Source organism: Bacteroides stercorirosoris, assembly GCF_900142015.1.
Lineage (GTDB): Bacteria > Bacteroidota > Bacteroidia > Bacteroidales > Bacteroidaceae > Bacteroides > Bacteroides stercorirosoris.
Genome location: NZ_FQZN01000007.1, coordinates 18,069 through 41,888, shown reverse-complemented (window position 1 = coordinate 41,888; position 23,820 = coordinate 18,069). Strand labels below are relative to the sequence as shown.

The following is a 23,820-nucleotide window of genomic DNA, read 5'->3' as shown; positions in this document are numbered from 1 at the left end:
AAACCATGAAAAAGTATATTCTCCTCTGTGTCCTCTGCGTCCTCTGTGGTGCCATGAAGGCTCAAAAGATCAAGATAAAGACCGGCATCGAAGTCCTGAAATCCCAGAACTTCAAATGCCTGGAAGGCAAGCGTGTGGGACTGATTACCAACCCCACAGGAGTGGACAATCAAATGAAATCCACCATCGACATCCTGCACGAAGCCCCCAATGTGAACCTCGTAGCCCTCTTCGGCCCGGAGCACGGCGTGCGAGGTGACGTGCATGCAGGCGACCACGTGACAGATATCAAAGATGCCAGCACCGGCCTCCCCGTCTACTCCCTCTATGGGAAAACACGCAAAGCCACTCCGGAAATGCTGAAAGACATCGACGTACTGGTATACGACATTCAAGACATCGGCTGCCGCTCATTCACCTACATCAGTACGATGGGACTGGCCATGGAAGCCGCTGCCGAGAATGGCAAAGAATTCATCGTCCTGGACCGTCCCAACCCGGTAGGCGGATTGAAAATAGAAGGTAACCTCGTAGAAGACAATTGCATTTCCTTTGTCAGCCAGTTTAAAATTCCGTACCTTTACGGACTCACTTGCGGCGAGCTGGCACTGATGCTGAACGGAGAACGGATGATGGCAGCGCAATGCAACCTGCACGTCGTAAAGATGAAAGGCTGGAAACGCCGGATGGATTATGCACAGACCGGCCTGCAATGGGTGCCCTCTTCCCCGCACATCCCACATCCGCACTCGGCTGTGTTCTACCCCGTAAGCGGCATTTTGGGTGAGTTGGGATATATGTCCATCGGCGTAGGCTACACCATCCCGTTCCAGATGTTTGCCGCCCCGTGGGTGGAAGCCGAAAAACTGGCCCGGAACCTGAACGCATTGGCCGTGCCGGGCGTCGTGTTCCGCCCGATGTACCTGAAACCGTTCTACTCCGTAGGAAAAGGCGAGCTGCTGCAAGGCGTGCAGGTACACATCATGGACGTGCAGAAAGCGCCGTTGAGCGACATCCAGTTTCTCGTGATGCAGGAAGTGGCGGCACTCTATCCCGACCGGGCCGTGTTTGACCATGCCGACAAGGGACGTTTCCGGATGTTCGACATGGTGAGCGGCTCCGAAGAGATACGCCGACGGTTCTCCCGGCGCAACCGTTGGGAAGATGCGCGCGATTATTGGTATAAGGATGCGGACGATTTCCGACGGTTGTCGAAACGGTACTACTTATACAAATAACCGGACAAGTAAGAAGTAGTCACTGAAAAGGTCGGGACTGAAAGCAATTCAGTCGTTACCTTAATAGGGTTCAGTCGTTACTTCATTTCACCCCCTTCCACAGCATATTCTGGCAGGGGATAAAGAGAAGTTAAATTTATATACAATATGGCAAAGAGTAACTACATGGCTTTCTTGCATGATGCCTGTCAGGTCATCCCGCAAGAAAGGATATACACCGACGAACTGCGCCGGTTGGCATGGGGAACGGATGCGGGCTTCTACCGCCTCATTCCTCAAATCGTGATTCGTTCCGGCAACGAAGGAGAAATCTCCGGCCTGCTGAGGTTGGCCGACCGCTACGGTCTGCCTGTGACGTTTCGTGCCGCAGGAACCAGTTTGTCCGGACAGGCCATTAGCGACTCCATCCTGATAGTAGCCGGCAAGCATTGGGAGAAGTACAGCATCTCTCCCGACCACGAACAGATTACGCTGCAACCGGGCATCATCGGTCAGCGGGTAAACGAGATTCTCGCGCCTTACGGACGCAAGTTCGCCCCCGACCCCGCCTCGGTGAAATCGGCCATGGTGGGCGGCATCGTCATGAACAACGCTTCGGGCATGAACTGCGGCACCCATGCCAACAGTGACAAAGTGCTCATCTCCGCCCGCATCGTGCTGGCGGACGGCACCGTGCTGGACACAGGCGACGACATCTCCCGTGCCTCCTTCGAAGCCACACACCCCGATTTCCTCAACCGCATCCGTGAGTTGCGCGATGAGATACGTGCCGACGAAGCTCTCTCCGCCCGCATCCGATATAAATACTCCATCAAGAACGTAACCGGACTGAACCTCTTACCTTTCGTCCGCTTCGACGACCCGTTCGATATTATCGCCCACCTGATGGTAGGCTCCGAAGGTACGCTTGCGTTCCTCTCACAAGTCACCATGCGCACAGAGTACGACTATCCGCACAAGGCAAGCGCCATGCTCTACTTCAAGAGTATCAAGGATGCCTGCCGGGCCGTGGTGGCGATGAAGGAGTTGACAAATCGTAATTCTTCAGACACGGATAACGCGGATGACGCAGATTCTCTTTCTACCATGCAGCGTGACAACGCAGCCTTTAAATCCGCGTCATCCGTGTCATCCGTGTCTAAAAAATTAGTAAAGGGCGCCGAGTTGCTGGACTACAAGAGTCTCTCTTCCGTAGACGACCCCATATATATAAGGTATAAACAAGAAGTCTCCGACCCCTCCGGCCTCACCGCCGTGCTGACCGAGACCAAAGCCCGCACCCGTGAGGAACTGGCACAAAACCTGTCAGCCATCGAAGCCTGCCTGACATCTTTCAGCACTTACATCCCCGTACACTTCACCGACCGACCGGAGGAGTACTCCAAATACTGGGCTATCCGTTCGGGCATCTTCCCCTCCGTAGGCGGCACACGCCAACCCGGAACCACCTGTCTCATCGAAGACGTAGCTTTCCACATCGAAGACCTGCCCGAAGCCACCGCCGACCTGCAGCAGCTCATCGCCCGACACGGCTATGACGATGCCTGCATCTACGGCCATGCCCTGGAAGGGAACTATCACTTCATCCTCAACCAGTCCTTCAGCACCGATGCCGAAGTGAAACGCTACGAGGAACTGATGAATGACGTAAAATCACTGGTAGTCGATAAATATGACGGTTCACTGAAAGCCGAACACGGAACAGGCCGCAACATGGCCCCCTTCGTGAAATACGAATGGGGAGAAGCCGCCTTCGAAGCCATGAAAGCCGTAAAGCAGTTGTTCGACCCGAAAGGTCTGCTCAACCCGGGTGTCATCTTCAATGATGACCCGCAATGTCATATCAAGGACTTGAAACAGCTACCGCTGTTTCAAATTGACAATTCACAATTGACAATTGACAATTCTATGCAGAATGGCAGCGCAACGTCCAACAGCGCAGCCCAACATAGTACAGCCCAACATAGCGCAGCCAATTGTCAATTATCAATTGTCAATTGTCAATTGAACAAAGTCCATTGTCAATTGAATAAGTGTATCGAATGTGGTTTCTGCGAAGTAAACTGTTTATCTTGCGGCTTTACCCTCTCTTCCCGTCAGCGTATCGTAGTGCAACGGGAAATATCCCGTCTGAGACAGAGCGGAGAGGACGAGGAACGTCTGGCTTTACTCGAAAAGCAATACCGTTATCCCGGCAATCAGACCTGTGCGGGAGATGGCCTTTGCTCCATGTCCTGCCCGATGAATATCAATACGGGCGACCTGACCCATATCATCCGTCAGGAATCGTTGCCGAAAGGCAGCCTCGGATATAAGGCAGGCGATTTCGCCGCCAACCACTTCGCAGGTGTAAAGAGCGCCTTGCGCCCCGTACTGTCATTAGCCAATTTCGGGCATTCCCTATTAGGCACAAAAGCCATGAGCAGTATCACCAAAAGCCTGCACAACATATTAGGAATACCCTTATGGACACCTGCCATGCCTCTTCCAATTGACAATTCACAATTGACAATTGACAATTCTATGCAGCATGACAGCGCAACGTCCAACAGCGCAGCCCAACACAGCGCAGCCAATTGTCAATTGTCAATTGTCAATTGTCAATTGAACAAAGTCGTTTACTTCCCCAGCTGCATCAACCAAACCATGGGCCTTCCGAAGCGTTCCCCCGTAGTGCAGCCTTTGGTCAACAAGATGATTTCCCTCCTCCGGAAAGGCGGTTACGAAGTCATCTTCCCAAAGGATATGGACAAACTCTGTTGCGGCACCATCTGGGAAAGCAAAGGTATGCTCGACATTGCCGACCGCAAAGCCGCCGAGCTCGAAGCCGCCCTTTGGGAAGCCAGTGAGCAAGGCAAATACCCCGTACTTTGCGACCAAAGTCCCTGCCTGCACCGTATGCGTGAAACCATCAAACGGATGAAACTCTACGAACCCGCCGAGTTCATCTATACTTTCCTGCGCGACCGTCTGGTCTTCACACAGACCGACCGCCCCGTAGCCCTGCACATCACCTGCTCCATGCGCCGCATGGGGCTGGCAGACACCATCATCTCCCTGGCCAAGCTCTGCTCCACCCACGTCATCATTCCCGAAGAAGTAGGGTGCTGTGGTTTTGCCGGTGACCGGGGATTCACGTATCCCGAACTGAACTCTTATGCCTTGCGCAAGCTCCGTCCGCAGATAGAAGCCTCCGGCGTAGCCATAGGTTACTCCAACAGCCGCACCTGCGAAATAGGGCTGACTACCAACTCCGGCATTCCTTATGTCTCTATCGCCTATCTCGTAGACCAATGCACGAAAGGAATTGACAATGCCACGCAGCATGACAGCGCAGCCAATTGTCAATTATCAACTGTCAATTGTCAATTGAATAAATAACTTAACACACTTATTGCCATGAACAGTCAAACGAAAACCAACAAACGTATCCTTGCCCTCGACATCCTTCGCGGTGTCACCATTGCGGGTATGATTATGGTGAACAACCCCGGCACCTGGGGACACATATATGCCCCTCTGCGCCATGCCGAGTGGAACGGCCTCACCCCGACCGACCTCGTCTTCCCCTTCTTCATGTTCATTATGGGTATCTCTACCTATATCTCCCTGAAGAAGTACAACTTCGAGTTCAGCCATGCCGCCGCCATGAAGATATTGAAACGCACCATCATCATCTTCCTCATCGGCCTTGCCATCGGCTGGTTCTCCAAGTTCTGTTACTACTGGACGAGCCCCAGTGAGGGCATCGGCTTCGGCGCCCAATTTTGGGAATCCGTATGGACATTCGACCGCATCCGCATCCTGGGCGTCATGCAACGTCTTGCCCTGTGCTACGGCGCCACCGCCATCATTGCCCTGACCATGAAGCACCGGCATATCCCCTACCTCATTGCCACCTTGCTGATAGGCTACTTCATCCTGCTGATGTGCGGCAATGGCTTCGCCTACAACGAAACCAACGTCCTCTCCATAGTAGACCGTGCCATCCTCACCCCCGCCCACATGTACAAGGACAACGGCATCGACCCCGAAGGACTCTTAAGCACCATCCCCGCCATCGCACATGTTTTACTGGGCTTCTGCGTAGGGCGGATGATGCTGGACGGCAACAAAGCCCAAAGCCGTGAGGAGTTACTTAACTCCCACCTCATCAAACTGTTTCTGGTAGGTGCCATCCTCACCTTTGCAGGTTTCCTGCTGAGTTACAGCTGCCCCATCAACAAGAAAATCTGGTCCCCCACCTTCGTGCTCACCACTTGCGGGCTGGCATCCAGCTTCCTTGCACTGCTCATCTGGATCATCGACGTGAAAGGATATAAGAAATGGAGTACTTTCTTCGAAGCTTTCGGCGTCAACCCGCTGTTCATGTACGTCCTGGGTGGCGTGCTTGGCATCCTGTTCGGCAGCATCAGTTTCCCCTGGGGCGATGCCAGCATCAGCATACACGGATTCTTATATAAGATAGTCCTGATGCCGGTATTCGGCGAAACAGGCGGTTCATTGGCTTATGCCCTACTCTTCGTTGCCCTCAATTGGTGCATCGGTTATCAACTGTACAAAAGGAAGATATATATCAAGATATAATGAAGAGTAACGAAGTTATCAACAGAGTAAACAATTAAAATTGAACGATATGATATTAATAGCAGACAGTGGCTCTACAAAGACTGATTGGTGTGTTGTAGAGAAAGGTAAACTCATCCAGCAGATTTTTACGAAAGGCACCAACCCTTTCTTTCAGTCGGAAGAGGAAATCAGTAATGAAATCGCGACAGCGCTTCTGCCCCAGTTAACAACCAATGCTTTCGATGCTGTATACTTTTACGGTGCCGGCTGTGGCTTCCCCGACAAGATAGCTATGGTATACCGCGCCATCACCCGGCATCTTCAGGTACCGGAAGGCAAAGTAGAAGTAAACACCGACATGCTTGCCGCTGCACGCGGGCTCTGCGAACATGAGCCGGGCATCGCCTGCATCATGGGCACAGGTTCCAACTCGTGCTATTACGACGGAGAACACATAAAAGCCAACGTTTCGCCCCTGGGCTTCATCCTCGGCGACGAAGGTAGCGGCGCTTACCTGGGTAAGTTGCTGGTAGGCGACATCCTGAAAAACCAGATGACTCCGGAACTGAAAGACAAGTTCCTCAAACAGTTCGATCTGGAACCGGGAGACATCATCGACCGCGTATATCGCAAGCCATTCCCGAACCGTTTCCTGGCAAGCCTGTCACCTTTCCTTGCACAGAACCTGCATGACCCCTGCGTGCACACGCTTGTGCTGAACAGCTTCAAGGCTTTCCTCAAAAGGAATGTCATGCAATACGATTACGAACACAGCAAGGTACACTTCATCGGTTCCGTAGCGTTCCATTACAAAGAAGTGCTTGCCGAGGCTACGCAGGAGATGGGCATCCAATTAGGCACTATACTCAAGAGCCCGATGGAGGGATTAATCAGATATCACAGCTAAAACCATACCCCATCAACCCATAAATCATAAATTATAAATCATAAATCCAAGCATCATCATTATGGCATTCATTAAAATATCAGAGCAACCTTCGCTCTACAACGACTTAGAAAAGAAATCTGTCCGCGAAATATTGGAGGACATCAATACAGAGGATCAAAAAGTGGCATTGGCTGTTCAGAAAGCCATTCCACAGATTGAGAAACTGGTTAATCTGATTGTTCCGCGTATGAAACAGGGCGGGCGCATCTTCTATATGGGCGCCGGAACCAGCGGACGTCTGGGAGTGTTGGACGCATCGGAGATACCTCCCACGTTCGGTATGCCGCCGACGCTCGTGATCGGACTGATAGCAGGTGGTGACACCGCCTTGCGCAATCCGGTGGAGAATGCGGAAGACGACACCCGCCGCGGCTGGGAAGAACTTATCGAGCGTAACATTACCGACAAAGATACCGTCATCGGCATTGCGGCTTCCGGTACCACTCCCTACGTCATCGGTGCCATGCAGAAAGCCCGTGAACACGGCATTCTCACAGGGTGTATCACCAGCAATCCCGATTCGCCGATGGCTGCGGAAGCAGATGTGCCTATCGAGATGATTGTCGGTCCGGAATATGTGACCGGAAGCTCACGCATGAAGTCAGGTACCGGACAGAAGATGATACTGAACATGATTACCACCTCGGTCATGATACAACTGGGCCGTGTGAAAGGCAACAAAATGGTGAATATGCAATTGAGCAACCAAAAGTTAGTGGACCGTGGCACACGCATGATTGTAGAGGAACTCGGTCTGGACTATGGTAAGGCGAAAGCACTGCTGCTGATGCACGGCTCGGTGAAGAAGGCGGTAGATGCCTACAGAGGAAAATGATTCCTTTTCTCACCTACCACCCCATCATTAATTCTCTGATTCATTGATAACACCCAATATTATGAAGCTAATCCCCTCCTTCCTTTTCCTTGCATTGCTTGCCCTGCAAGCCAACGCACAGCCTTTGCAACGCATAGCCCCCGAACAAGTCGGCATGGACTCCCGTAAACTGATGTACGCTGACGAAGCGATAGAAACCGCCATAGCGAACAAAGACATCCCCGGTGCCGTACTTGCCGTAGTACGCAACGGAAAAATGGCCTACCTCAAAGCCTACGGTAACAAGCGCATATACCCCAATGCCGAGCCCATGACCGTAAATACCATCTTCGACATGGCTTCATGCAGCAAATCCATGTCCACCGCTATCTGTACCCACATCCTGGCAGAACGTGGAAAGCTCCGTCTCCTGGATCCGGTCAGTCTCTATATCCCCGGATTCAAGAACTGGGCAAGCGAAGACGGCAAAGACAAGAAAGTCATCCGTATCGCTGACCTGCTGACACATACCTCCGGCCTCCCACCTTATGGTCCAACATCCGAACTGGAAAAGCAATACGGCTCCCCCAGTCCCGACGGATTAATAGAATACATTGCCAACTGCCGCCGCGACTTCAAACCGCAGACCGACTTCCAATACAGTTGCCTCAACTACATCACCCTGCAACGCATCATCGAAACCGTCAGCGGACAATCATTACGTGACTTCGCCCGCGAAAACCTGTTTGATGTCCTGGGCATGAACCATACCGACTACCTCCCCTGCAAGCGCGATAAAAACAGAAAATGGATAAACACCTCCCTCCCCTACTGGGCAAAAACCGATACCCACAGCGCAGCCAATCGTCAATTGTCAACTGTCAATTATCAATTGAAAGAAGTTGCCCCCACCGAAAAGCAGCCTGACGGCAGCGTCCTCTGCGGACAAGTACATGACCCGCTGGCCCGCGTCATGAATGGCGGCATCTCCGGTAATGCCGGTGTATTCTCCTGTGCCGAAGACATTGCACTTCTCTGCGCCGCCCTGCAAAACGGCGGAGAGTGGAACGGACACCGTATTCTCAGCCCGTTGGGTGTCAAGGCCATGCGTACTGTTCCCCGCGCCACTGCCTCATTAGGGCGCACTTTAGGTTGGGACAATTTCACAGCCTATGCTTCCAACAATGGAGACTATCTGGGACCCAACACCTACGGCCACACCGGATATACCGGAACATCCATCGTGATAGACCCTGATAATGACACTTCAGTTATCCTGCTTATCAACGCCGTGCATCCCGAAGACGGGCACAGTGTGGTACGCTTGCGTTCTCTGGTTTCCAATGCCGTAGCCGCATCCATTTATCCGGCTCCACGCATTTACACAGAGCATTACTACAAACGTTTCCTTCAATTCATGGATGAACCCGCCATCACCTCCAAAGATATCGTCATGGTAGGTAACAGCCTTACAGAAGGCGGCGGTGACTGGAACGCCCGCCTCAACAAAAAGAACATCCGCAACCGCGGTATCATCGGTGACGAGGTAATGGGCATATACGACCGCCTGCACCAGATACTCCCGGGACATCCTGAAAAGCTCTTTCTCCTTGCCGGTGTCAACGACATTTCGCACGATCTGACTGCCGACAGCATCGTCAGCATGATACGCATGACCATAGAGCGCATCCAACGTGAATCTCCTGATACGAAACTCTACCTGCAAAGCCTCCTGCCTTTCAACGAAAGCTTCGGACGCTACAAAAAGCTGACAGGGAAAACCAATATGGTTCCCGAAATCAATGCCCAACTGGAAACCTTAGCCAAAGAGCACAAAATCACATTCATCAATCTGTTCCCGCTGTTTACTGAAAAAGGAACGAATGTATTACGTAGTGAACTAACCAGCGACGGACTGCATCTGAATGAAGAAGGATATAAGATTTGGGTAAAGGCATTAAAGAAGAAAATATAAATCGTTATCTCAAATCTGACAGATAACTGTACCTTACGAAAAAAGGCTGTCCATTCCTTCCGGGAACAGACAGCCTTTACTATTTTCATCAAAAAGAACTCTATTCTACGCTTACCAGCTCCATGTCGTATATCAAAGCTGTATAACCGGGAATGGAACCGCGACCACTTTCTTTATATGCACATTGATAAGGAACATACACCATCCAACGCTCATCCGTATGCATATATTGCACGATAGCCGTCCATCCCGTAATTACACCGGTCACAGAAAAAGTACTTGGAGAGTCAAAATCTGTCGGTCCCTTCTCTTTAGCATCTAATGTGCCCCGATCTATTGCACTGTAGCCCGTAAAATTACCGTCAAACTTCTCACCTGTTATTATCGTACCATAATAATAGGCTGAGAAAGACTGAGTGTAGAGCGGACGCTGTCCTTCCCGATTATCCCCCTTAATCTTCTTGCAATAGATATATTGAGGATTACCGTCTGTACTTGCATAAGTATCTTTAATAGCGAACAGCTCACCAACAGGAATCTTAGCCAACTTAGCGGAGTCACCGTTATCACCTTCATACACTCCCCCTTCTATGATTCTATCAATTCTGCCATTTACGATTAAGCTCAACGAATCGATATAAGTTTCATTGCGTTCTTGCCAGTTGTCATACTTACCAGCTTCTTCCACTTCTTCACAAGAAGTGAATACACCTGCTACGAACAACAGGAAAGGCAGAAATACCAAGAGTTTTTTTTTCATTCTAATCATTTATTGTATTACTTACTGCAACGTTTTCAGCAAGGATGTAATGCTGACACGGTCTGCAATGATGTTATTCAGTTCAGCAATAGCCACGCGTTCCTGCTGCATCGTATCACGGTTACGCAGTGTCACGCAGTTATCTTCCAGAGTTTGATGGTCAACGGTCACGCAGAACGGAGTACCGATGGCATCCTGACGGCGGTAACGCTTACCGATACTATCTTTTTCATCATACTGACAGTGGAAGTGGAACTTCAATGAGTCGATGATTTCGCGGGCCTTTTCGGGCAGACCGTCCTTCTTCACCAACGGCATCACAGCCAACTTCACAGGAGCAAGCGCAGCAGGCAATTTCAGCACTACGCGGCTTTCTCCACTCTCCAGTTGCTCTTCGCAATAAGAAGCGGACATGATGCTGAGGAACATACGGTCAACACCGATAGAAGTCTCGATGACATACGGAGTATAGCTCTCGTTCGTTTCGGGGTCGAAGTATTTAATGTTCTTACCGGAGAACTTCTCATGCTGAGACAAGTCGAAGTTCGTACGGCTATGGATACCTTCCACTTCCTTGAAGCCGAAAGGCATCAGGAACTCGATATCTGTAGCAGCATTGGCGTAGTGGGCCAACTTGTCATGGTCATGATAGCGATAACTACCATCACCAAAGCCCAATGCCTTATGCCATTTCAGACGGATTTCTTTCCACTTCTTGAACCAGTCCAGTTCTGTGCCCGGCTTCACGAAGAACTGCATCTCCATCTGTTCGAACTCACGCATGCGGAAGATGAACTGACGGGCAACGATTTCGTTACGGAAAGCCTTACCGATCTGTGCAATACCGAAAGGAATCTTCATACGACCGGTCTTCTGTACATTCAGGTAGTTCACAAAGATACCCTGAGCCGTTTCCGGACGCAGATAAATCTTCATGGCACCATCTGATGTAGAGCCCATTTCAGTAGAGAACATCAGGTTGAACTGACGAACTTCCGTCCAGTTCTTTGTACCGCTGATGGGGCAAACGATTTCTTCATCCAGAATAATCTGGCGAAGTTCGTCAAGGTTATTATCATTCAGAGCCTTTGCAAAACGTTCGTGCAATGCGTCACGTTTAGCCTGGTGTTCCAGTACGCGGCCGTTTGTGCTACGGAACTGTGCTTCGTCAAAAGCCTCTCCGAAACGTTTGGCAGCTTTGGCTACTTCTTTATTGATTTTATCATCGTACTTAGCCAACTGGTCTTCAATCAGCACATCGGCACGATAACGTTTTTTAGAGTCACGGTTGTCAATCAATGGGTCATTGAATGCGTCTACGTGTCCGGAAGCCTTCCAGATGGTGGGGTGCATAAAGATAGCGGAGTCAATACCGACAATGTTTTCGTGCAGCAACACCATGCTCTGCCACCAGTATTGTTTAATGTTGTTTTTCAGTTCCACACCCATCTGACCATAGTCATACACTGCTCCCAATCCGTCGTAGATATCGCTGGAGGGGAATACGAAACCGTATTCCTTACAGTGTGATACGAGTTTCTTAAAAACGTCTTCTTGTGCCATTTTTTTGTTATATCTATTAATTTTAATCCTGTTCTTTGTTAAAAAGCGCCACAAAGATAGGGATTTATATCATAAGTCGGGCAGGCGGGGTATTAATTTATCTTATCGTTGCACGTTGTTACACAAACTGGGGGAGATACTACATTTTATAAAGCAATGCAAAGTAAAGAAGCAAGGTCTTCATAACTATAAGAAAAGAAGCAATAGATACGTATCTTCAGAAATTGAGGAAAAGCGATACAGTTTTTATCCGGCACATCAGCAAAGGTTAAATTATCAATGGTTATGTGCGAATAACCCTCCATCATTATTCGCATGATTCATGTATCAAAAGATATAGAGATTATGAAATACTTAGATCCCAAAGCCGACCTGACGTTCAAACGCGTCTTCGGCGAACACCCCGATTTGGTAATGAGTTTGCTGAACGCCTTGCTTCCACTTGACCCCGGTCAGGAAGTGATCGAGATAGAATACCTGCCAGTAGAGCTGGTGCCAGACAACCCGTTGCGCAAAAACAGCATCGTTGATGTGCGTTGCCGTGACAACCGGGGACGCGTCTTCCTGGTGGAGATGCAGATGATCTGATCACCTGAATTTAAACAACGGGTATTGTTCAACACTTCAAAAGCCTACGTGCGCCAGCTGAAGAGCGGCGAACAGTATGAACTGTCGCAACCCGTATACTCACTAAATCTGGTAAACGATATCTTTGAACCGAACCTGAATAATGAATACTATCACTACTACCGTCTGGTACATATGGAACATACGGACAGAGTGATAGAAGGGCTGCATCTGGTATTTGTGGAACTTCCCAAATTTACGCCCCATAACTATAGCGAGAGAAAAATGCAAGTGCTATGGCTACGATACCTGACCGAAATCAATGAACAGACCAGGGAAGTTCCCGAAGAGTTGCTTGCCAACCCCGAACTAAAAAAGGCCGTGAATGCCCTCGAAGAATCTGCTTTTACGGATGCGCAATTAGCCGGATATGAAAAATTCTGGGATATTATAAGCGTAGAAAAAACATTGTATGGCAGCGCCAAAGAGGCAGAAAAGAAGGAATGGCAGAAGGACGCAAAGAAATAGCTTGTAACCTAAAAAAAGCCGGAATCCCCATTGCCCTCATCATGCAAAGCACTAACCTCTCGGAAAAAGAAATAGAAGAACTGTAAAAGTAACCGAAAAGCCCCCTATTCTCCATCTACAAGAAGTTGGGAGTTTGTCGACAAGGAGTTAACTTCTTGTCGACAAACTCCCAACTTCTTGTAAACAGGTAATTAACACTTTGCAACTTTCTGATATTCAACCGCAAGTATTCCTTATATAGAGAGATAGATTGTATAGAAATATCACTTATCTCATAAATATCCCCTTTCTTGCTTCTCCCCTTTCCAGTTTTCCCTCGAAGAAATATGGTCAGAAAACCTTTGGGCACACCAAAACTTAGTTCTGAGATTTTCCCACATAATCCATCAAAAAGTCATTATATCCAGTTATAAGAACAAATAACCTATTTTTTGTCCTTTTTCAAACAAGAAATAACACATATTAGTCCTAAAATCAATAAAAAGTAAATACATTGCAAATCTTGTAACGGAAAACCATTACTTTGTCCAGCTTTTTAAAATTTTTACTACTAATTTAAAGAATATTTCGCAAAAGGTATTTTTCTTATAAAATAAATACATAAGTTTGTGGTGTCAACAACAGAAAACATGCGATGGAAACGCTATTTACGAAAAACACCGATAAAAAGCTATTTGAGAGAGATATACAAGATATTCTCCCAGAACGGATAGTTTATGCAAAAAAAGATGAGGCGAATCACGCTTCCGGTAGAATGAAAGAAATCTACGAGAACATTTTATACTGCATAGAGAACAAAATGATTTACTTAGACTCTACTATCAATTTAAGTAAATTCAGTCTTTTACTATGTACTAATACTACTTACTTATCAAAAGTAATAAACATGTTCTTTAAATGTAATTTAAAGACCTTATTAAATAAGCATCGCATAGAATATGCCAAAGAATTGCTAAAAATGGAACAATGCGACCTCAAAACTCTACCCAAAAGATGTGGTTTTGCTTCCAGAAGTTCTTTTTATGCCGCTTTCATGAAGTACGAGCATATAGCGCCAACGGACTTCAGAGCCCATCACATGAGCATAGAAATCAGAAAGAGAATAGATATGGAAATAGATAATTTATTAACCATCTAGTAATTAATTAATCAATTTTTTTATTGTTATGAAAAAGTGGACTTACTTAGTCGCAGCCGGTATGATGCTGGGAGCGACGCCGGTATTTACCGGGTGTATTGACAATGATGAGCCGGAAGGGATCACCATCTTACGTGGTGCAAAGGCTGAATTGCTGAAGGCTAAAGCTTCTGTTGCAGCAGCTAGCGTGGAGCAAGTTAAAGCAGAGGCTGCTCTAAAGTTAGCTGAAGCAGAAGTAAAGAAAGCTGAAGCAGCAAGAATTCAAGCTATTGCCGATTATGAAGCTGCGAAAGCAAAAGAAATGGAGTATAAGGCAGAATTAGCTAATATTCAAAATGAAGAAGCAAGAGCTGACCTTGAAAATAAGATCAAGATGTATGCAGAACAACGTGCCGCAGCTGAAAGAGCTGCTCAAGAAGCTGCTGCTCAATTGGAAGTAACATTGATGGGATTAAAAGCACAATTAGTTCAACAAGAAGCTTTATATGAACAAGCATTAAAAGACTTAGCTTTAGCAAAAAACACTTTGACAGAAGCACAAAATGCATACCTCGAAAAATGGACTACTGCGCTTAATACTGCTCAAAATGAAGTTAAACAGAAAGCTGCAACTTACGAAAGTGCCGTAAAGGAACTCGCACGATTGACAAAAATCATGGAGAAAACAGAAGCTAAAGAAAGCTACTTGAGAACTCAACAAAAAGCAGTTGATGATGCAAAAGCTGATCTTGATGCCGCTATTGAAGCTCAAAAGCTTGCCGAAGAATACACTGGAAAAACCTTCGAAGCCGCTGAAAAATGGGAAGAAGAGATGCTAACGTTAGAAGCAGACCTAAAAGCATTAGATAAAAAATTAGCGGATCTTGCTGCAGAAAGAACCAAGGTAGAAACAGCTACTGCAGGAGAATATGAAGCAGTCCTTAAAGCTAGACAAACCTATATGGATTTAACCGGCTATGAATGGGATAATGATTTAGAAGATTTCAGCGTAAATATCAATCAATCAAAAGAAGAAATTAAACTTAATGATATTATCATTTCAATTAATGAGCCAACTCTTGGATTAGCAATAGATCAAACCATAACAGACAAATATTATTACTCCGACTATCTGAAAGCATTGCAAAATGGCGATGAATTTCAACTGAATTCGGTTAGTACAATCAATAGTCTGAAAGAGACAATTAACGGTTGTGCACTAGATCCGAATGATAAAGCATGGACAGAAGAAAATGTTGCTCGTTATACCAGAGAGTTAGAAAAGACTCAGAATAATAAAGATTTAATAAAAGAACAATGGGAACAAGCCGTCAAAGCATTCAAAGGGTTAGAGTATGGAAATCCATCCAGCTTTGAAGGTTTTGATATAGTGGAAGAAGCTGTAGCTGCCTACAACGAAGCTATCAAAAAATACAATGCGGACGTAGAAGCCCTGAATACCTTCCGTACTGATAAATTGGATAAGGCATGGAATGCACATCAAGACAAGTTAGCCGAAATTGAAGCCAACTATGAAAAAGCAAAAGCTGCCAATCAAACTGAATTGGAAGAAACCTATAGAGGGATTGAAAAAAACACAGGTGCTTTAGAAAAAGCAATGAATGTGGCATGGGCTAATTATGACAAGCTTAAAACCCAATACGACCAGATTGAGAACCCGACAGCAGATGATGCAAAAGCATATAAAGCTGCCGAAGCAGACTATAATAAAGCAGTAACTGCATATCAGAAAGCTTATGATGAGGCTAACGGATACTTAAAAGACAATGGAGATGGAACTACCACTTGGATAAAAGGCTCTTATGAAAAAGCACAAATTCTTCGTGATAACAAAAATACAATTGCCGAAAAAGATAAAATTCTAGCTGAAGCTAAGGAGACAGAGGATTATTTCAAAGTTAATCCGAATAACGCTTTAGAAAACGAGAGTAACAAATTATGGAATGCTATATACGGGTACGAGGGTTCATTTAGTATTAAAAACACAGCCTACCAAAACGTATGCCAAGCACTAAGTGACTTTAACAATAATTTCGGCTTCTCTACCAACTATACAGTTATAAACGAAGCTTATAATTATTATGACTCAGAAAAGCAACAGTTCATACCACAAGAAGTAAAAGCCGAAGATGTAGCGAGAATAAATAAAAACGATTTAAGAAGCAGCATCAGCAACTTGTCAAGACAACTTTATGGCTATACTAATGCAAACCGTTTAGTAGAACTGACCGCAGAAGAGATTAAACAAGAAATCGAAAACGAATGGGCTTCAATGCATCCGGACGCATCTTTCGTTCCTTACGATTATTATAGTAACAATTATACTAGATACGGACTGGTAGGTAATATTGAGTATTATAAAGCTCTTATCGCTCAAGGTACTGCTGCTCTGCAACCTGAGACAAAGACCAAGATTGAAAACCTTGTAAAAGAGATGGATACTCATCTGGCAGATATTGACGCTCAATTCACAGCTTACATTGCCGATGTTATTGAACCCGCTGAAACAGCCTATACTACGGCATACACTACTTTGATGGATAAATTTACAAAGATAGACACCGATATCGCTGAAGCAGAATCACAGAAATTTGCCAAGAAGCCAGTTCTTGATAAAATAAATGCAGCTATTGAAGTTTATTTAAGCCAAGAGATGACATCTGAAGGCAAGCCCGTTAATTCTAAGACTCTAGCCGATTTAAGAGAAGAATTACAAAGCATCTATGAAGCAGCAGTAACTACTGCTTATGAGAAGGAAACTGAATACATCAATGCTAAAGAAGCACTGCAGGCTGTTATTGACGGTACAAAAGAACCGGTTGCAGCTCAGCAAGAAATCGTAGCCGATGCTCAGAAAGCGTTGGAAGCAGCTCAAGCAGAACTGAAAGCAGCAAGTGAAGCTCTGCAAGCTGAGATAGAACGTATTTCTGCAACAGATGCTGAATAATTCTTAGTAACAACTACTTTAATAAAAGTAAGATGATTAGAAAACTTTGCACAATCTTATTGTTAGCCGCCTTTGTTGCGCCCACATGGGCGCAACAAACCCGCGGCGACAAAGAGGGTGTAGTGTTTGCTCCCCGCAAAGGTCAGTGGCAGGTGTCATTGGTATTGGGCAATAGCGGACAATCGTACAACGATAACGCCAGTTACCTTTTACCCAAATACACCAACACAGAAGGCTCGATAGGACTTCCAAACGGAGGTACAGATGAATCGGGCAATCTGAACGGCTACCTGAACATCAGCGGACTCAATGACAATAGCTTAATCAACATCGCCGGTCTGCAAGCCAAATACTTTGTAAGCGACTGTTGGGATATCAACTTCTCTTTGGGCATGAACATCAGTATCACCCCGAAGAAGGACTACATAGAGGGCGACTATGAATCAGTGCCCGACATGATTATCCCAGCCCAAAAGTATGTGAACGCGCAAGTTACCAATAATTGGTACGTATCGGTAGGTTCAAACCGCTATTTCAAAACGAGCAATCCACGCATACACCCATACATAGGAGCCGTAGCTGGTTTCCAGATGGCGCGCATTGAAACCACGGAACCTTATACAGGCAAAACGTATAACGACGGAGAAGACGAAGACAGTGAAGAAGGACTGCCGGAACACGTATATCTGGCAGCCGGAAAAGCTGGACAAATGTTCGGTATCAAAGGCGCTGCCGTAGCCGGACTGGAATACTGTCTCGCCAAAGGTATGATTGTCGGTCTGGAACTCCAGCCGGTAGCTTACCGCTACGACGTGATACAAATCTGCCCAAAGGGTTTCGATAAATATAGCATAGGACATCATAACATCAAGTTGTTCGACATGCCTGTATTGAAATTTGGTTTCAGATTCTAAAAAAGAAACTACGTTAAATTAGATATTAACGTATGTAATGCAGGGAAGGCGGTTCTGCTAACACGATTAGCCGAACCGCCTTTATTCTAAAAACCAGTTAACGCAATGAAGAAATATATATTGCTTTTACCTCTTGTCATCATAGCAATGGGGTTAGCCGCTTGCTCAGGAACTTCCAGTAAATCAGAATGTACCATCAAAGGGTTTCTTTCTTTGCAAGAATACAAGAAAGTATATCTGATAGACAATGCCGGTATCCGGATAGACAGTTGCGAAGTTAAAGACGGCCGCTTCTATCTTGAAAAGAAAAATAATATTGGCGAACCGTATGTAGCCATCATACATATGACGGCAGAGCAGGACTCTACCGACCAGTTGGATATGCCGGTCGCCATTGAAAAAGGCATTGTAAAAGTAGAGTTAGGGGAATACATCAAACTGTCCGGCACTCCACTGAATGCACGGATCAAAGAATTCCTTGACGCCCTGCAACATTGCAAAGACGGAGTCGGCACAAAACAGGGAATCACACCCGAAGACATCGACAAGGTATTCTCTGAGTTTTATAAGCAGCAGATTCTGTCCAACAAAGACAATGCCGTAGGAAAATACATCTACCAGAATTATGGTATACACCTGAATGCAGACGACAAAGCTCAGGTAAAAGCACAAATGGGTAACTAACAAAACAGTAAAAAAACAGTTTACTATGAAACTCAAATTTATCATTACCGTCATGGCACTGACGGCTGTTTGTATAAGTGTCCATGCACAGGAAAAGAAAGCAAATCCGAATCCCTGGTTCATTCAGGGGCAAATGGGTGCCTCCTACTCCACCGGAGACGCCGCTTTCGGAAAACTAATAGCGCCTACCGGAGCTATAGCCGTCGGAAAATACTTCTCACCCGTATGGGGAGCCAGACTCGCTATCAGTGGCTGGCGTGGGCGCGTAGGCTCGGAAGTCAGTAAGCAAGCTCATGGTTTCTATTATGGCGCAGCCACCGTAGACGGATTGATGAACCTCAGCCAACTCATCAAGAAATATCCGGAACGGTTATTCGATCTCAGCATTATCGCCGGTATAGGCTTCAACCGCACTTACACCCACAGTGCCAGCAGTTTCATGGGACGCCTCGGCTTACAGGGAGCCATCCGTCTGAATGATGCACTGGACTTTAACATCGAAGCCTTAGCCAATGGTGTCTCTGACCGCTGGAACGGACGCGACGATCACTCGTTCGATACTTACTTCACCGTATCACTGGGACTTACCTACAAATTCAGAACGGGATACAAGTGTATCACCTGCATCTCCGAAGAATATCCGGAAGTACTTTATACTGAAGAAGAAGTGAACCAACTCGTCAACGAGCAACGGGCACAAGTGACGGAAGAAGTGAAAGAAGTGATAGCGCAAAAAGCCGACACCATATTTATAAAGCCCGACTGCCCACCTGCCAAAATAGTGAAAGGCATCAAAAGCCATGTCGCTTTCGGATTGGCAAAGACTAACGTCGACCCTAATCAAGAAATGAACGTGCTTGCCATTGCTGACTACATGAAACAGTTCCCCGACTCAAAAGCCACCGTCACAGGATATGCCGACAGCGGAACGGGAAGTCGAGAAATCAACCTCCGCCTTGCCAAGCAACGCGCAGAAAGCGTAGCCAAGCAACTGACGGAAAAGTATGGTATCAGCCGTGACCGCCTCACCGTATCGAGCATGCAAGACAATGAACAGCCATTCCAAACCAATGACTGGAACCGTGTAGTCATCATAATCGCCGACTAACCAGTATATATTTAGAAGAGACAATCATTTCATCTCAATGATTATCTTTGTTTGCTTTCCAAAAGGGTGTTGTGAAATAGTATCTATTCGCAGCACCCTCATTTCATATCTACTTTATTGGGCTGTACGAACTTCCCGAAGCTGTGGTATTCTGCAACGAGAATTTGCGGGTGGAAGGCAAATTAGTGTATGCACCCATTTATATGGTGATGTTTCTTGAGAAGAGCAATGCGGCCCAACTTATTACAAGGTCGATTTGTCGATGTTACAGTAACAAAAAGGCGAAAGTCATACCACTTGCATACCCTCCCGAACCTAACGGTCAAATAAGTAGCAGTACCTGCAAATCGGAGTCCGATAATTTAAAGACCTTCATTTGCAGGATTTACCGAGAAATTTTGTATTTTTGCGTTCGACTGATAAATTCAGTGATTATTCAGAATAGATATTCCCGAAACAGATATGAGCGAAGACTTTGAAGCACCGAAAGATGACTTGGAAAATGAACTCCCGGCAGGGAGCGAAGGGCATTCGGATTACAAACCCGCTGACACGAAAGACGTAAAAGCAAAATACCAACTTAGCGGTATGTACCAGAACTGGTTTCTGGACTATGCTTCGTACGTTATCCTGGAGCGTGCCGTACCCCACATTAATGATGGTTTGAAGCCTGTGCAGAGACGCATCCTGCACTCCATGAGGCGAATGGAAGATGGACGTTATAACAAAGTAGCGAACATTGTGGGACACACCATGCAGTTCCACCCTCACGGCGACGCCTCCATTGGTGATGCGTTGGTGCAATTGGGCCAAAAAGATTTGCTTGTGGACTGTCAGGGAAACTGGGGTAATATACTTACCGGTGACGGTGCTGCTGCTCCCCGTTATATCGAAGCACGCTTGTCGAAGTTCGCCCTCGATGTAGTGTTCAATCCCAAAACCACCGAATGGAAACTGTCTTATGACGGACGAAACAAAGAACCGGTAACCTTGCCCGTAAAATTCCCTTTGCTGTTGGCACAGGGAGTAGAAGGTATCGCGGTAGGCCTTTCGTCCAAGATACTTCCCCACAACTTTAATGAACTTTGCGATGCATCCATCCACTATCTGCACGAAGAGGAATTCAAACTCTATCCGGATTTCCAGACGGGCGGCAGTATCGACGTATCCAAATATAACGACGGCGAACGCGGCGGTGCCGTACGCGTGCGCGCCAAAATAGAGAAGATAGACAACAAGACGCTTGCCATCAAAGAAATCCCTTACGGCAAGACGGTAGCCAGCGTTTGCGACTCCATCGTGAAAGCAAGCGAAAAAGGTAAAATCAAGATAAAGAAAGTAGAAGACCTGACCTCCCGCAACGTGGAGATATTGGTTCATCTTGCCCCGGGCGTATCTTCGGATAAAACAATCGACGCCTTATACGCCTTTACGGATTGCGAAGTCAGCATATCACCCAACTGCTGCGTCATCGACGACCAGAAGCCGCACTTCCTCACCATCAGTGATGTGCTGAGAAAATCAGTAGATAATACTTTGTCTCTGCTACGCCAGGAACTGGAAATCCGCAAAAATGAGATACTGGAAAGCCTGCACTTCGCCTCACTGGAGAAGATATTCATCGAAGAGCGCATCTACAAAGACCAGGAATTTGAACAGGCCAAGAATATGGATGCGGCCTGCGAGCATATCGACGAACGACTGACGCCTTTCTATCCGCTGTTCATCCGCGAAGTGACCAAAGAGGACATCCTCAAACTGATGGAAATAAAGATGGGACGCATCCTCAAGTTCAACTCCGACAAGGCGGAAGAACTCATTGCCCGCATGAAAGCGGACATAGAGGAAATAGACCACCACCTCGCCAACATCATCGAGTACACGGTAGACTGGTATCTCATGTTGAAAAACAAATATGGCAAGAACTTCCCGCGCCGCACCGAACTGCGTAACTTCGACACCATCGAAGCAAGCAAAGTAGTAGAGGCCAACGAAAAACTGTATATCAACCGCGAAGAAGGCTTCATCGGCACAGGTTTGAAGAAAGATGAATTCCTCTGCAACTGCTCGAACCTCGATGATGTCATCATCTTCTTCCGCGACGGGCGGTATCTGGTCACTCCCGTAGCCGACAAGAAATTCGTGGGCAAGAACATTCTATATGCCAACGTATTCAAAAAGAACGATAAACGCACGATATACAATGTGGTTTACCGTGATGGGAAAGAGGGAACGCACTTCATTAAGCGTTTTGCCGTAACAAGTATCATCCGCGACCGCGAATATGATGTGACCCAGGGTACACCCGACTCACGCATCATGTATTTCACAGCCAATCCCAACGGCGAAGCGGAAATCATCAAGGTAACTCTGAAACCCAACCCACGCGTGCGCCGCATTATCTTCGAAGAAGATTTCAGCGACATCGGCATCAAGGGACGACAGTCACGAGGCAATATGCTGACCAAGCTTCCGGTACACAAGATCGCCCTGAAACAACGTGGCGGTTCCACACTGGGCGGACGTAAAGTCTGGTTCGACCGTGATGTGCTCCGCCTCAACTATGACGGGCGCGGTGAATATCTGGGCGAATTCCAGAGCGATGACAGCATCCTGGTGGTACATGACAACGGAGATTTCTACATCACCAACTTCGACCTCAGCAACCACTACGAGCCCAACATCCGCATATTGGAGAAGTTCGACCCGAACAAGATATGGACTGCCGTGCTTTACGATGCAGACCAGCAGAACTTCCCATACATCAAACGCTTCTGCATGGAGGCCACCAACCGCAAGCAGAACTATCTGGGAGAAAACAAGAATAACCGTCTGATTTTACTGACAGACGAATGTTATCCCCGTCTGGAAATCATATTCGGCGGACATGACAGTTTCCGTGAACCGATGATTATAGAAGCGGATGAATTTATCGCCGTGAAAGGTTTCAAGGCAAAAGGTAAACGCATCACCACCTTCACGATGGAAACCGTTAATGAGCTGGAACCGACACGCCAGCCGGAAGTGCCGCAAGCTACGGAAGACCGGGAAGAAGAGGAACCGGAAATTCTGGATCCCGACCACGGCAAGAGTGAAGACGACATCCGGGATGAGATAACGGGACAGATGAAACTGTTCTAAGTGAGTAACAGTTAGTGATTAGTGATAAGCAACTATATCAATGAATTTATATAAAATAGGTATATTAGCCGCATGCCTGCTCGGACTGGGCGGAAGTGTAAAAGCGCAAAGTGTTGAAGACAGGGCGCTGCAAGAACTGAGGGCCGATTCTTCGGCAAGGACACGCTTTGTAACCCGGGCCACCATGTACGGTATAGGTTATACCAATGTGTTCGACACTTACTTGTCGCCACAGGAATATAAAGGTATTGATTTCCGCATTTCGCGCGAGAGCATGCGCATGACCAAATGGATGAACGGCAACATATCCCTGCAAAGTTTCTTCCAGGCAGATATCGGTTACACCCACAACCGTGTGGACAATAACAATACGTTCTCCGGTCTGGCAAACTGGAACTACGGATTGCACTACAATTTCCCCATCACTTCAAACTTTAAGTTACTTGCCGGAGGACTTATCGACCTAAATGGTGGTTTTGTTTACAACCTGCGGAACGGAAATAACCCGGCACAGGCACGTGCTTATATCAACCTGGATGCATCCGGAATGGCTATATGGGATTTACGGATCAAGAACTACCCGATTTCTCTGCGCTACCAGATCAACCTGCCTTTTATGGGTGTCATGTTCTCTCCCAACTACGGACAGTCGTACTACGAAATATTTACGCTGGGCAACTGGAATGGAGTCATCAACTTCACTTCCCTGCACAACCAGCCGTCCCTGCGCCAAATGCTGACCGTGGATTTCCCGGTAGGAAGAGCTAAAATGCGTCTCGCTTATTTATGGGATGCACAGCAATCCAAGGTTAATGATATAAAGACACATACTTATTCGCATGTGTTCATGGTAGGCTTTGTGAAAGAATTGTTCCTCATTCGTGATAAAAGGAAAAAGTGATTATCAGAATGAGTGATAAGATGA

At 46.9% G+C, this 23,820-nt stretch carries 15 protein-coding genes and 1 pseudogene; 14 read left to right on the top strand and 2 right to left on the bottom strand.

All coding sequences use genetic code 11. The annotated features are described in order from the left end of the window. Positions 1 to 5: 5 nt before the first annotated feature. From BUC01_RS06955 to BUC01_RS06930, 6 genes are all read left to right on the top strand, one after another. Positions 6 to 1,238 (top strand): exo-beta-N-acetylmuramidase NamZ family protein, encoded by a 1,233-nt coding sequence (locus tag BUC01_RS06955; protein ID WP_025835633.1) that lies wholly within the window; start codon positions 6 to 8, stop codon positions 1,236 to 1,238. A 147-nt stretch (positions 1,239 to 1,385) separates the two neighbouring features. Then, on the top strand, positions 1,386 to 4,619 hold the full coding sequence (locus tag BUC01_RS06950; RefSeq protein WP_244895736.1) for an FAD-binding and (Fe-S)-binding domain-containing protein: 3,234 nt from the start codon (positions 1,386 to 1,388) through the stop codon (positions 4,617 to 4,619). Between the two features lie 18 nt (positions 4,620 to 4,637). Further along, positions 4,638 to 5,825 (top strand): acyltransferase family protein, encoded by a 1,188-nt coding sequence (locus BUC01_RS06945; RefSeq protein ID WP_073313103.1) that lies wholly within the window; start codon positions 4,638 to 4,640, stop codon positions 5,823 to 5,825. A 49-nt stretch (positions 5,826 to 5,874) separates the two neighbouring features. Next, the gene (locus BUC01_RS06940) at positions 5,875 to 6,714 is read left to right on the top strand and encodes a BadF/BadG/BcrA/BcrD ATPase family protein (RefSeq protein WP_025835634.1); all 840 of its coding nucleotides are present in this window, start codon (positions 5,875 to 5,877) and stop codon (positions 6,712 to 6,714) included. A 61-nt stretch (positions 6,715 to 6,775) separates the two neighbouring features. Continuing rightward, positions 6,776 to 7,591, top strand: a complete 816-nt coding sequence (gene murQ / locus BUC01_RS06935; RefSeq protein ID WP_073313101.1) for an N-acetylmuramic acid 6-phosphate etherase — start codon at positions 6,776 to 6,778, stop codon at positions 7,589 to 7,591. A gap of 61 nt (positions 7,592 to 7,652) precedes the next feature. After that, complete coding sequence (locus tag BUC01_RS06930) at positions 7,653 to 9,545, top strand: serine hydrolase (protein ID WP_025835637.1); 1,893 nt, start codon at positions 7,653 to 7,655, stop codon at positions 9,543 to 9,545. A gap of 100 nt (positions 9,546 to 9,645) precedes the next feature. On the opposite strand, the gene BUC01_RS06925 is transcribed toward BUC01_RS06930, so the two are convergent. Beyond that, positions 9,646 to 10,305 (bottom strand): BamJ family beta-barrel-assembly machinery protein, encoded by a 660-nt coding sequence (locus BUC01_RS06925; protein WP_073313099.1) that lies wholly within the window; start codon positions 10,303 to 10,305, stop codon positions 9,646 to 9,648. 21 nt (positions 10,306 to 10,326) lie between these two features. Then, positions 10,327 to 11,868: a glycine--tRNA ligase gene (locus tag BUC01_RS06920; RefSeq protein ID WP_025835639.1), complete on the bottom strand. Its 1,542-nt coding sequence runs from the start codon at positions 11,866 to 11,868 to the stop codon at positions 10,327 to 10,329. 345 nt (positions 11,869 to 12,213) lie between these two features. Here BUC01_RS06920 and BUC01_RS06915 point away from each other — a divergent pair. The 8 genes and pseudogenes from BUC01_RS06915 (at position 12,214) to BUC01_RS06880 (ending at position 23,796) form a co-directional block, all read left to right on the top strand. After that, positions 12,214 to 13,049: pseudogene (locus BUC01_RS06915) on the top strand (Rpn family recombination-promoting nuclease/putative transposase). A gap of 548 nt (positions 13,050 to 13,597) precedes the next feature. Continuing rightward, positions 13,598 to 14,101: a helix-turn-helix domain-containing protein gene (locus BUC01_RS06910; protein ID WP_025834786.1), complete on the top strand. Its 504-nt coding sequence runs from the start codon at positions 13,598 to 13,600 to the stop codon at positions 14,099 to 14,101. A 28-nt stretch (positions 14,102 to 14,129) separates the two neighbouring features. Next, complete coding sequence (locus BUC01_RS06905; RefSeq protein WP_139261821.1) at positions 14,130 to 17,048, top strand: coiled-coil domain-containing protein; 2,919 nt, start codon at positions 14,130 to 14,132, stop codon at positions 17,046 to 17,048. A gap of 32 nt (positions 17,049 to 17,080) precedes the next feature. Beyond that, the gene (locus BUC01_RS06900) at positions 17,081 to 17,962 is read left to right on the top strand and encodes a BT1926 family outer membrane beta-barrel protein (protein WP_073313098.1); all 882 of its coding nucleotides are present in this window, start codon (positions 17,081 to 17,083) and stop codon (positions 17,960 to 17,962) included. A gap of 105 nt (positions 17,963 to 18,067) precedes the next feature. Next, positions 18,068 to 18,646 carry a DUF4369 domain-containing protein gene (locus BUC01_RS06895; protein WP_025834782.1) on the top strand — a complete coding sequence of 193 codons (579 nt, stop codon included), beginning with the start codon at positions 18,068 to 18,070 and terminating at the stop codon, positions 18,644 to 18,646. A 25-nt stretch (positions 18,647 to 18,671) separates the two neighbouring features. Beyond that, the gene (locus BUC01_RS06890) at positions 18,672 to 19,754 is read left to right on the top strand and encodes an OmpA family protein (protein ID WP_025834780.1); all 1,083 of its coding nucleotides are present in this window, start codon (positions 18,672 to 18,674) and stop codon (positions 19,752 to 19,754) included. 462 nt (positions 19,755 to 20,216) lie between these two features. Next, on the top strand, positions 20,217 to 22,895 hold the full coding sequence (locus tag BUC01_RS06885) for a DNA gyrase/topoisomerase IV subunit A (protein ID WP_034524679.1): 2,679 nt from the start codon (positions 20,217 to 20,219) through the stop codon (positions 22,893 to 22,895). Positions 22,896 to 22,935: 40 nt separating this feature from the next. Further along, on the top strand, positions 22,936 to 23,796 hold the full coding sequence (locus tag BUC01_RS06880) for a DUF3316 domain-containing protein (protein WP_025834776.1): 861 nt from the start codon (positions 22,936 to 22,938) through the stop codon (positions 23,794 to 23,796). Positions 23,797 to 23,820 lie beyond the last annotated feature (24 nt).

What these genes read in the sequence shown, in the direction of transcription:
- BUC01_RS06955 (WP_025835633.1), top strand. Translation starts at nt 6, where the DNA reads ATGAAAAAGTATATTCTCCTCTGTGTCCTCTGCGTCCTCTGTGGTGCC.
- BUC01_RS06950 (WP_244895736.1), top strand. Translation starts at nt 1,386, where the DNA reads ATGGCAAAGAGTAACTACATGGCTTTCTTGCATGATGCCTGTCAGGTC.
- BUC01_RS06945 (WP_073313103.1), top strand. Translation starts at nt 4,638, where the DNA reads ATGAACAGTCAAACGAAAACCAACAAACGTATCCTTGCCCTCGACATC.
- BUC01_RS06940 (WP_025835634.1), top strand. Translation starts at nt 5,875, where the DNA reads ATGATATTAATAGCAGACAGTGGCTCTACAAAGACTGATTGGTGTGTT.
- murQ (WP_073313101.1), top strand. Translation starts at nt 6,776, where the DNA reads ATGGCATTCATTAAAATATCAGAGCAACCTTCGCTCTACAACGACTTA.
- BUC01_RS06930 (WP_025835637.1), top strand. Translation starts at nt 7,653, where the DNA reads ATGAAGCTAATCCCCTCCTTCCTTTTCCTTGCATTGCTTGCCCTGCAA.
- BUC01_RS06925 (WP_073313099.1), bottom strand. Translation starts at nt 10,305, where the DNA reads ATGAAAAAAAAACTCTTGGTATTTCTGCCTTTCCTGTTGTTCGTAGCA.
- BUC01_RS06920 (WP_025835639.1), bottom strand. Translation starts at nt 11,868, where the DNA reads ATGGCACAAGAAGACGTTTTTAAGAAACTCGTATCACACTGTAAGGAA.
- BUC01_RS06910 (WP_025834786.1), top strand. Translation starts at nt 13,598, where the DNA reads ATGGAAACGCTATTTACGAAAAACACCGATAAAAAGCTATTTGAGAGA.
- BUC01_RS06905 (WP_139261821.1), top strand. Translation starts at nt 14,130, where the DNA reads ATGAAAAAGTGGACTTACTTAGTCGCAGCCGGTATGATGCTGGGAGCG.
- BUC01_RS06900 (WP_073313098.1), top strand. Translation starts at nt 17,081, where the DNA reads ATGATTAGAAAACTTTGCACAATCTTATTGTTAGCCGCCTTTGTTGCG.
- BUC01_RS06895 (WP_025834782.1), top strand. Translation starts at nt 18,068, where the DNA reads ATGAAGAAATATATATTGCTTTTACCTCTTGTCATCATAGCAATGGGG.
- BUC01_RS06890 (WP_025834780.1), top strand. Translation starts at nt 18,672, where the DNA reads ATGAAACTCAAATTTATCATTACCGTCATGGCACTGACGGCTGTTTGT.
- BUC01_RS06885 (WP_034524679.1), top strand. Translation starts at nt 20,217, where the DNA reads ATGAGCGAAGACTTTGAAGCACCGAAAGATGACTTGGAAAATGAACTC.
- BUC01_RS06880 (WP_025834776.1), top strand. Translation starts at nt 22,936, where the DNA reads ATGAATTTATATAAAATAGGTATATTAGCCGCATGCCTGCTCGGACTG.